At 61.7% G+C, this 1,521-nt stretch carries 1 protein-coding gene; it reads right to left on the bottom strand.

Annotation, left to right across the window (positions count from 1 at the left end):
• Positions 1-276: 276 nt before the first annotated feature.
• Positions 277-1,437: an IS110 family transposase gene (locus AAE029_RS36135; protein WP_371077752.1), complete on the bottom strand. Its 1,161-nt coding sequence runs from the start codon at positions 1,435-1,437 to the stop codon at positions 277-279.
• Positions 1,438-1,521 lie beyond the last annotated feature (84 nt).

Raw genomic sequence — 1,521 nt, 5'->3', positions numbered from 1 at the left:
AAGGTGGCATTGAGTCTTTCCTCGTTCGGTATCCAAGGTCTGAGCCCGATCGTATTACCGGCCCGGTGCTTGGGCCTGTACAACCTCACATCCGGTCGCCGCTGCGGGCGGCTGCACCACTATCCCGCTTTCGGCGGGCAAGGGCTCAGGAGAACGGGGACCATTCTCTTTCCTCGGCTGCTGAAGCCATGGGAGGTTTCGGTCCGTTCACCTGGATCCGCCAGGGCTGATCAGGTCCTGGGGATGGGAATAGCTTTTCAGCTGGGCAGCTGTCGGTCAGGCAGACGTCATGACCACCCCCTCGATGACGACACCGGCATTCACATATTTCCATAGCGCGATCAGCAGCTTGCGGGCGAGCGCCACGATCATCACCTTCTTGAGGCGTCCGCCATTGCGTGCGACGCGCTCCTTAAACCAGCGGGCGAGCACCGAGCCCGGCTGGTGACGCAGCCAAAGCCACGCAAGTTGGACCATCGTCGTTCGCAGTCGTGGATTGCCCGCTTTCGAGACGCCCTGCTCACGATCAATCGATCCGCTCTGCCATGGTGACGGCGCCAGCCCGGCATAGGCGGCAACCTGCCTTCGATTGTCGAAGCGCCGGAACAGGCCTTCCGAGTGGAGGATTGCCGCAAACTCCGGACCAATGCCCTTGATGCACAGCAGCATGGCCGCTGGCGCGGCGGTGCTCGTCGTCTGGTGGATCATCAGCGCATCTCGTTCGGCCTCCACAGTCTTGATCTGTTCGAGCAGCAACTCGAGACGGTCAAGCTCACGGCCGATCTGGGCTTTGATGTGATTGGAGAGCGCACGGCCATCGCCCGTGCGAAGTTCTTCCAGACGTGCACGCCGATCACGACGCAATGGCTCATAATCCCGGATGCCCTGGCTGAAGAGCAATCCCTTCACGCGATTGACGTGGAGAACCCGCTCGGCCACCAGCGCCTTTCGCTCCCGGCCAAGCCGGCGGCGATCCTCTTCCTCGGGCGTCGGCACCCTGACCATCGAGCAGACGCGTGGCTCGCCTCGCTTCCAGGCCATTAGCGTACGGATCAGCGTCTCGCCATCGATGCGATCGGTCTTGGCGCGACGGCGACGGCGCGGCACCGCGATCGACGCGGCGTCGACAATGTGACTTTCGATCCAATCTTCGCGGTTCAGCACCCGGCCGATCCAGAACCCGTCCAAACCCGCTTCCTGGATCACCACCAACCGGTAAAGCTTTCCCTGGCGCGACTGTGCCTTTTGGCGCAGCTCGGCAAAGCAGGCCAACAGCCCGGCAATATCACCGCCGGCGACCGTATGCCGGGAGATCTTCTCGCTCCCCGGTGAGAGCGACGTCACCAGCCAGGTCGATTTACTCAGTTCCAACGAGACAAAAATTGCGCCAAGATCGACGCGGATAGCGGCATGTGCCTCAGGTTGATCAGCAGTCATAAGCATGATGGGCCTCCAGAGCGATTTCTAGCGAACCCACTCTGCCACGGTGCAGGCCGCTATCCACTCCTCATGGAATCTCTT

Origin of the sequence: Sinorhizobium sp. CB7 (genome assembly GCF_041357635.1) — a bacterium.
In the GTDB taxonomy this organism is placed as follows: domain Bacteria; phylum Pseudomonadota; class Alphaproteobacteria; order Rhizobiales; family Rhizobiaceae; genus Rhizobium.
Note: the sequence above shows the minus strand (reverse complement) of the source record. Positions and strands in the feature narration are given on the sequence as shown.

Excerpts from the sequence above, each read along its gene's own strand:
- AAE029_RS36135 (WP_371077752.1), bottom strand. The coding sequence starts at position 1,437 with ATGACTGCTGATCAACCTGAGGCACATGCCGCTATCCGCGTCGATCTT.